This is a genomic window from Thiosulfativibrio zosterae (assembly GCF_011398155.1).
Lineage (GTDB): Bacteria > Pseudomonadota > Gammaproteobacteria > Thiomicrospirales > Thiomicrospiraceae > Thiosulfativibrio > Thiosulfativibrio zosterae.
Genome location: NZ_AP021888.1, coordinates 2,637,969 through 2,645,427 on the forward strand (window position 1 = coordinate 2,637,969; position 7,459 = coordinate 2,645,427).

Annotated in this window: 7 protein-coding genes; all 7 read left to right on the forward strand. The window is 43.2% G+C overall.

Features of this window, described 5'->3' with window-relative positions; translation table 11 throughout:
• The first annotated feature begins 86 nt into the window (after nucleotides 1-86).
• Complete coding sequence (locus THMIRH_RS12065; protein WP_194240843.1) at nucleotides 87-626, forward strand: hypothetical protein; 540 nt, start codon at nucleotides 87-89, stop codon at nucleotides 624-626.
• A 205-nt stretch (nucleotides 627-831) separates the two neighbouring features.
• Complete coding sequence (locus THMIRH_RS12025; protein WP_173292326.1) at nucleotides 832-1,452, forward strand: nucleotide-binding protein; 621 nt, start codon at nucleotides 832-834, stop codon at nucleotides 1,450-1,452.
• A gap of 3 nt (nucleotides 1,453-1,455) precedes the next feature.
• Nucleotides 1,456-2,820, forward strand: coding sequence for a hypothetical protein (locus THMIRH_RS12030; protein WP_173292327.1), 1,365 nt, complete (start codon nucleotides 1,456-1,458; stop codon nucleotides 2,818-2,820).
• Between the two features lie 85 nt (nucleotides 2,821-2,905).
• Nucleotides 2,906-3,568, forward strand: a complete 663-nt coding sequence (locus tag THMIRH_RS12035) for a DUF948 domain-containing protein (RefSeq protein ID WP_173292328.1) — start codon at nucleotides 2,906-2,908, stop codon at nucleotides 3,566-3,568.
• Nucleotides 3,569-3,580: 12 nt separating this feature from the next.
• On the forward strand, nucleotides 3,581-5,170 hold the full coding sequence (locus THMIRH_RS12040; protein ID WP_173292329.1) for a dynamin family protein: 1,590 nt from the start codon (nucleotides 3,581-3,583) through the stop codon (nucleotides 5,168-5,170).
• Nucleotides 5,171-5,439: 269 nt separating this feature from the next.
• Entirely contained in the window at nucleotides 5,440-6,423 is a 984-nt protein-coding gene (locus tag THMIRH_RS12045) for a virulence RhuM family protein/type II toxin-antitoxin system death-on-curing family toxin (protein WP_173292330.1), read from the forward strand.
• A 74-nt stretch (nucleotides 6,424-6,497) separates the two neighbouring features.
• Complete coding sequence (locus THMIRH_RS12050) at nucleotides 6,498-7,286, forward strand: sulfite exporter TauE/SafE family protein (RefSeq protein ID WP_173292331.1); 789 nt, start codon at nucleotides 6,498-6,500, stop codon at nucleotides 7,284-7,286.
• Nucleotides 7,287-7,459: the final 173 nt, after the last annotated feature.

Below are 7,459 nucleotides of genomic sequence, written 5' to 3' on the forward strand. Positions count from 1 at the left end.
CAAAAACACAATACAAAACGGAAAGACTCAACGCACTCAAGTCTTTCTGCAAAGTACCGAGTGCACATTCTATCAAGGAGTATGATATGAACATGAAAAAATTAGCTTTAGCTTCTCTAGTCACTGCAACGATGTTAGGTGCACAAACAGCATCTGCAGATTGGTTCAATGGTCCATGGAACAACAACAATGGTTATAACAACAATGGTTGGAACAATGGCCAGGGTCAAGGACAAGGCTACGGTTATGGTAATGGACTAGGCAACGGACAAGGCCAAGGTCAAGGCAATAGCCAAGGTCAAGGACAAGGTAAAGGGTCTGGTAAAGCTAAGGGTAACTTCAACATGGGCTTTGATGCTGAATCAGATATGCAAGGTTCTGGTAACGGTCAACAAAACCAGAAGTGGGATGGCAGCGGAAATGGTAACGGTAACGGTTGGGGCAATGGATATGGCAACAACGGTTATAACAATGGCTGGGGTGGAAACTACCAAGGTCAACCTTACTACTACCCACCACAAGGTTATGCTCCACAGCAAGCGCCTATGGCTCCACCTGCTTACTACCCTTACCCAATGCCACCAGCGCCTCAAGCTCCAGCAGCACCAGCGCCAGCAGCTAAGTAATTGTTGTAAAACAGTATGAATTTCCAGTGCTTGGTCAAAAAATGACCAGGCCTGGTGATTTTTAAGCCTTTCTACACATAAAAATGACAATTCATTATGAATGTTTATTGCTTAAATCAAAATGAAATTAAAATAAGCCAAATGCTGATTTTATTTTGACTTAAACGAAAAAAATACCAACATAAAATATCTAACTGGAAAAAACATGATCACCGTTGTAGGAAACATGAAAGGCGGAACCGGTAAAAGCACCCTAGCTTTTAACCTAGCCATTTGGTTGGCACATCAACATAAAGCACTGCGGTTGTTTGACTTAGACCCTCAACAAACCCTGACCGATGTGGTTGAAGTTCGCAACGAAGAACAATATCAGCCTCAACTGCCCAAGCCACATTTGTTGCAAGACCTTGCCGATTTTACCCATACTGGTGAGCACATCATTATGGATGTCAGCATGAGCGATCAAGCATCCTTAAAGTTGGCCATCGCTTTGGCGAATCGCATAGTGATACCTGTCGCACCCAGCCAAGCGGACATTTGGTCGACACAAAGATTCATCAAATTAATCAAAGAAACTCGTACCGATTTACCTAAGATGATTGCGGTCATTAATCGTGCCGATACCCATCCGTTTGTGGCAGAAACCAAAGAAACGGAAGAAGCTTTAGATTATTTACCACACATTGAGCGCTTACCCACTCGCCTTCATAATCGCACCAACTATCGCCGTTCGTTCAGCGAAGGCCTAGCGGTTTTTGAAATGGATCCCAACGGTAAAGCCAGTCACGAATTTATTAAAGTTGCTAAACAAATATTTAAGGAATAAACCATGTCAGTTATAAGAACCTTACTCAACAACGGATTTTTCGTACTCCTACTTTTGGTGGGCGCAACCCTTTATCTGGCCTATTCCGATAAGATCAAAGAAGAACATGGTCTTTTAACACCGACAGAAGTCGCTCACACTGAAACCACCGTGGCCGAGCCTGCTGAACCGGTGGCAGAAGCAACGCCAGCAATCACCGAAGAACCAGCCCCTGTTGTTGAAACCACTGCGCCTGCAGAAGCAGCACCTGAAACGGTAGCAACTCCAGAACCTGAAGTCGCCGCGCCTGTCACCGAAGTTGCCACAACTGAAACAGATGTCGCCACGCCAGAAATAGCGGCTCCAGAAACGACTGCCCCTGAAGAAACCGTTGCTGCAGCACCCGTTGCCGAAGAACCTGCCATCGAAATCCCTGAAACCGAAGCGGCACCAAGCTTACCGCCAATGGATGAAAGTGTTTTAGCGCAATTTAAATCTGCAGAAGAAGCCATTGCGGCTGCACGCCAAGCCTTTTATGAAAAAGACTATTTAACGGCTGAAAAAATTTATTTCCCCTTAGCCTTCAAATCACAACAAGCCGATATTGTGGGTGAATTAGCCAATGTACTTTACGCCGATGACAAACAAGACTGGGCTAAAAAAGCTTGGTTAGAGTCGGCGAAGTTATTAGTTAAAGAAGGGCGCTTTAATGATGCGATGTTATTGGCACAACGCTTAAGACCCGTTGCGCCTCAAGAAGCTGCCGAAATTGCTGACAACCTTCAAAAACTGCATCAAGCGCAGGTAGAACAACAGCGTCTTGCTCAACAACAAGCCATGCAAGCCAAAGCGCAACAAGAAGCCGCTTTAGCCGCAGAGCAAGCAAAACAACAAGAAGCTGAACGACAAGCCCAACTAAAAGCACAAGAAGAAGCGCAAGCACAATATCAAGAGCAAATGAAAGCGCAACAAGAAGCTCAGGCACAACGCCAAGCGCAAATGAAAGCTCAACAAGAGGCTTATCAAAAGCAAATGCAAGCCAGAATGCATCAAGCCAATCCTAATGCGCCTATCATGCCTACCCCTGAAGAACAACAAGCGCGTATGCAAGCTTATCAGCAACAAATGCAAGCTTACCAAGAACGCTTAAAGGCTTATTATGCTGCGCAAGCTCAGCAACCGGCTGCTCAGCCGCAAGCTGCAGCCCCACAAATGCCTGCGATGCCCAGCCAACAAGAACAGCAAGCTCGTATGCAGGCTTATCAACAGCAAATGCAGGCATACAATGAACGCTTAAGAGCTTATTATGAAGCTCAGCGTCAACAGGCTAACCCAAACATGCCTATGCCGAATGGCCCACAGCTCTTCTACCCAGGTCAACCCAGATAATTTAAATCATCCAAGAGATTAAAACCCTCTTATAAAATGAATGTATGAACGGACAAAGTTGTTCGTTCATATCCAAGGAAACTCCATGTCCCTAGAAAAAATCGACGCCATAAAAAATAAAAATGAAGGCAACGAAGCCATTCAAGCCTGTGATATTAATGAACTTGCTAAGACCATGACCCAAGGGATTCGTCGTTGGGAAAAGGTTATTTACCCAATGATGGTCGCTTTTATCATCTTAGCCGCCTATGGCTTTTGGCTCATTTACAATGTCACTAAGGATATGCGTCAAATATCAACCAATATGATTGTGATGACTAAGGCCGTGGTCACCATGACAAATACCCTAAATCAAAAAATGAACAATATTGATAAACAACTGACAGAAGTGAATCAACATATGGCAGGGATTGATAACTTGGATAATCAATTAACCAAAATCAATGCCTCAGTACTCAGCATTAATGAATCTCTCATTCATGTCGATTCAACCTTGACCGGTATTCATCAATCTGTGCAATATATGGGCTATTCAACCAGTAATATGAGTGGCAATTTATCTGAATTGAACCAAAATATTTCGGCCCCCATGAATTCGATGAACTCGATGATTCCTTGGGCAAATATGCCCGGCGGCGGTAACAAGCGTAACAATGGTCCGCGTAATTACCCAACCCAACCTTATCCTCAAATGCCTTATGCGCCGCAGCCTATGCCGGTGCCTCAAGCTGCTAACCCAACCAAATAAGAGGTTTTTGAAATGACTCCCCATGAACGCTATGTCAAATTAGAACAACACTTAGCTCAAGAAAACCCGGTGTTGCTCGACATCATAAAAACTTATCAAGCTTTAGATAAGGTCGGTTACAAAACAGGTCTTCTGAACCGTGACCAGTCTTATGCAACTGATATTTCGTGGTGGCCACTCATTTCAGTTTTAGGCACTTTTTCAGCAGGTAAATCTTCATTTATCAACCAATACACCGGCAAGGCTGTGCAATCCACGGGGAACCAAGCCGTTGATGATAAATTTACAGTGATTTGTTATGGCTCTGGCGATGAGGTGAATACCCTGCCTGGTCTTGCTTTAAATGCCGACCCGCGTTTTCCTTTTTTTGGCATCAGTGAAGAAATCAATAAGGTCGAACAAGGCGAAGGGCAACGCATCGACAGTTATTTACAACTGAAAACCGTTCCATCTGAAATTTTAAAGGGCAAAATCCTGATTGACTCCCCCGGATTTGATGCCGATTCTCAAAGAAATGCAACCTTACGAATCACCAACCACATTATGGATATGTCGGATTTGGTATTGGTATTTTTTGATGCCAGACACCCTGAACCCGGAGCCATGCGTGACACTTTGCAACACCTAGTGGCCACCTCCGTAGGTCGCCATGATGCAGATAAAATTTTATTTATTCTCAATCAAATCGATACCGCAGCACAAGAAGACAATCCTGAAGAGGTGATTGGTTCTTGGCAAAGAGCCATTGCTCAAGAAGGCTTAATTGCAGGTAATTTTTATGCCATTTATAACGAAGCCTTATCCAATAAAATTGCCGATGAAGCCTTAGCCAACCGCTTTAAGCGCAAGAAAAATGTCGATTTAGCGCGTATTGAATCACGCATGGAAAAAGTCAGCACCGAGCGCGCTTATCGAATTGCCCATGGTGCTCAACACATTGCCGAAGAACTCGAAACGGTTAAATTACCTTTGTTAAAACAAGCCATTAAAAGCTGGCGCCGTAAAGTTTTAACTCTAGATATTGTTATTTTTGGCGCTATTTTGGTCGCTATGGTTTGGGGCGGCATGCAAATGCCTAATTTTGTTGCCAATGTCCAAGCATGGCTATTGTCAGATATTATTTATGGTGGCTCTGCCGCCTTCATCGCGTTAATTTTGGTGTTTATGGGGCACTTTACTTTCCGCAAAAAAATGGCAGTTTGGGATGCCAAACGCTTAAGTCAAACCCACCCAGATATTGCCAATGCCTTACTGTACAACAATCGTTTTTGGCGTGGAATGCACCATGCTTTACCGCGTGGCTGGGGATCAAAAACCTCTACACAACTGACTAAAATTGTTAAGTCGTCTAAAGATGCCATTCAAAAACTTACAGATCAGTTTGCGGATCCCTCTGGGCACCTAAAAGCCAAAAAAGAATCAGAAGCGGTTGCCGCTTTAGAAGCCCTTAAAGCTTCAGAAGCAGAGCATCAGGCAGCTTTGGCAAAAGCACAACCCAAACTGGAACTACCTGCTGAAAAAGTCGAAACAGTGATTGAAGAGGTTCAACCTGTGGCAGAAGTCACCGCGCCAGAAAAAGTCGAGGCTTCCGCAAAGGCTTAATCCTAAAGCATCCTCAACTTCCGCCAACTGCGCCAATCGCTCAAATTTTTGCCGACCTTTGCTCAAAGGTCGCGTTTGGGCGATTAGCTTTTCTCAACCCTACCTCCCTGTTATCGCAAGCTATCAAACTCCGTTTAATGTGTTAGGAATGTTACAATCCCTAGCTGATAATCATGCTTTGTATTTGCGAATCTTTCCTGTCGCACAGGCTAACCTTAAGGGATTTTTATGCTATCTAACAATAAAATACTTACATCAAACTTCAAACAATGAATCTTGTTGAAATATTTAAAACTGATGATGAGCAAGTCAACTTACAAGTTTCTCTTGAACAGGATACGGTTTGGCTAAATAGGCAACAACTGTCCGTTTTGTTTGACCGTGATATAAAAACCATTGGTAAGCACATTGCCAATGTCTTTAAGGATGGTGAACTCGAAAAGAACTCAGTTGTCGCAAAATTTGCGACAACTGCCGAAGACGGTAAAACATACCAAACCGAACACTATAATTTGGATGTCATTATTTCAGTCGGCTATCGTGTTAAATCTCAAAGAGGCGTTCAGTTTCGCAAGTGGGCAACCAGCGTTTTAAACCAGTATCTCGTGCAAGGATATGCATTAAACGAAATACGTTTACAGGAGCGAAATATTGAGTTTAAACAAGCCATAGACTTGTTATCAGCAACATTAACAAATCAATCATTAGTAAGCAACGACGGACAAGCTGTGTTGAACGTCATTCATGATTATGCTCATTGCTGGTCTTTGTTACAGGGCTATGATGAGCAAAGTCTAGTAGACAATAAAACGCCTCAATCACAAATGCTGTCTATTGACTATAAAGACGCATTAAAAGCGATTGAGGTGCTCAAAAAAGAGTTGATAGCAAAGGGCGAAGCAACAACTCTATTTGGACAGATAAGAGGACCAGGTTTAGCGTCTGCTTTAAAAACTATTGAGCAGGGTTTTGGTGATGAATTGTTTTACCCTAATGTCGCAAGTCGTGCCGCTCATTTGTTGTATTTTATTATTAAAAATCACCCTTTGGCAGATGGAAATAAACGTTCAGGTTCATTTTTGTTTTTGTGGTATTTGCGGTTAAATCAGCCATTTCTAGCAAAACCAGTAGCGCGACTTATTAATAATAATACTTTGGTTGCATTGGCGCTATTAGTTGCAGAGAGCAAACCAGAACAAAAAGAACTGATGATTCGCTTGGTTGAGCATTTTTTGCCTCTAAAACAAAATTAAAACCCTTACGGAATTAAACATTAATTAAAACAATTGCTTATGCAGTTGTAAGACTTTCAAGGTTGTATAAGAACATGCTGTTAGAATTTGCCATTTACCTCACCACGGGCGCTTTGGTCGGCTTTTTAGCTGGACTCTTAGGCATAGGCGGTGGCTTAATCATCGTGCCCATTCTGAGCAGTGTGTTTCTCTATTTTTTGGACATTCAAGATGTGGTGCACTTGGCGATAGGAACTTCGCTAGCCACCATTTTAATAACCTCATTTAGCTCCGTTAAAGCCCATCACCAATTGGGCAATGTGCGCTGGGACATCGTTGGAACCCTCAGTATCGGAATTTTTCTGGGCGCATTTCTAGGCGGCTGGGGTTCGCAGTTTATTGCCAACAATACCCTTGCCATTATTTTTGGAAGTTTAGAAATCATCATTGCCATCATGATGCTCTCCAACTATCAGCCCAATCCGCATAGAGAACTGCCTGGCATAGCCCCCCAAACCGCAGCAGGTTCGGTGATTGGTGGCCTAGCCTCTTTGGTGGGGATTGGCGGTGGAACCTTAACAACCCCTTATCTGGTTTGGCACAATGTCACCATGCATCAAGCCATTGCCACCTCAGCCGCCTGTAGCTTACCGGTTGCGGCAGCAGGTACCTTTGGTTATTTACTGGGTGGTTTAAATGCAACCCATTTGCCAGAGTATGCAACCGGCTATATTTACTGGCCAGCGTTTATCGGTATTGTTTTAACCAGCTACTTTACCGCGCCCATGGGGGCTAAGGTCAGTCGACATTTGCCTGTTAAGGTATTGAAAAAATTATTCGCGCTATTATTAATTCTATTGGCGATTAAAATGTTTTTCTTTTAATTAAGCGTTCTAGACTAACTCATTTATTTTCAAAGAGTTAACAACCCACTTGCCTAGCTTATCCACAAGGTTAATCCACAAGTTATCCACAGGACCGGTCTGTTTTTCAACTTTATTCACAGGTATAATCTCGTTTGTTCCCAATTCATGATATTTAATTAGAGATTACGCCT

Bases quoted from the DNA above. Each gene is read 5' to 3' on its own strand.
- THMIRH_RS12045 (WP_173292330.1), top strand. From the start codon at position 5,440: ATGAATCTTGTTGAAATATTTAAAACTGATGATGAGCAAGTCAACTTA.
- THMIRH_RS12035 (WP_173292328.1), top strand. From the start codon at position 2,906: ATGTCCCTAGAAAAAATCGACGCCATAAAAAATAAAAATGAAGGCAAC.
- THMIRH_RS12025 (WP_173292326.1), top strand. From the start codon at position 832: ATGATCACCGTTGTAGGAAACATGAAAGGCGGAACCGGTAAAAGCACC.
- THMIRH_RS12050 (WP_173292331.1), top strand. From the start codon at position 6,498: ATGCTGTTAGAATTTGCCATTTACCTCACCACGGGCGCTTTGGTCGGC.
- THMIRH_RS12040 (WP_173292329.1), top strand. From the start codon at position 3,581: ATGACTCCCCATGAACGCTATGTCAAATTAGAACAACACTTAGCTCAA.
- THMIRH_RS12030 (WP_173292327.1), top strand. From the start codon at position 1,456: ATGTCAGTTATAAGAACCTTACTCAACAACGGATTTTTCGTACTCCTA.
- THMIRH_RS12065 (WP_194240843.1), top strand. From the start codon at position 87: ATGAACATGAAAAAATTAGCTTTAGCTTCTCTAGTCACTGCAACGATG.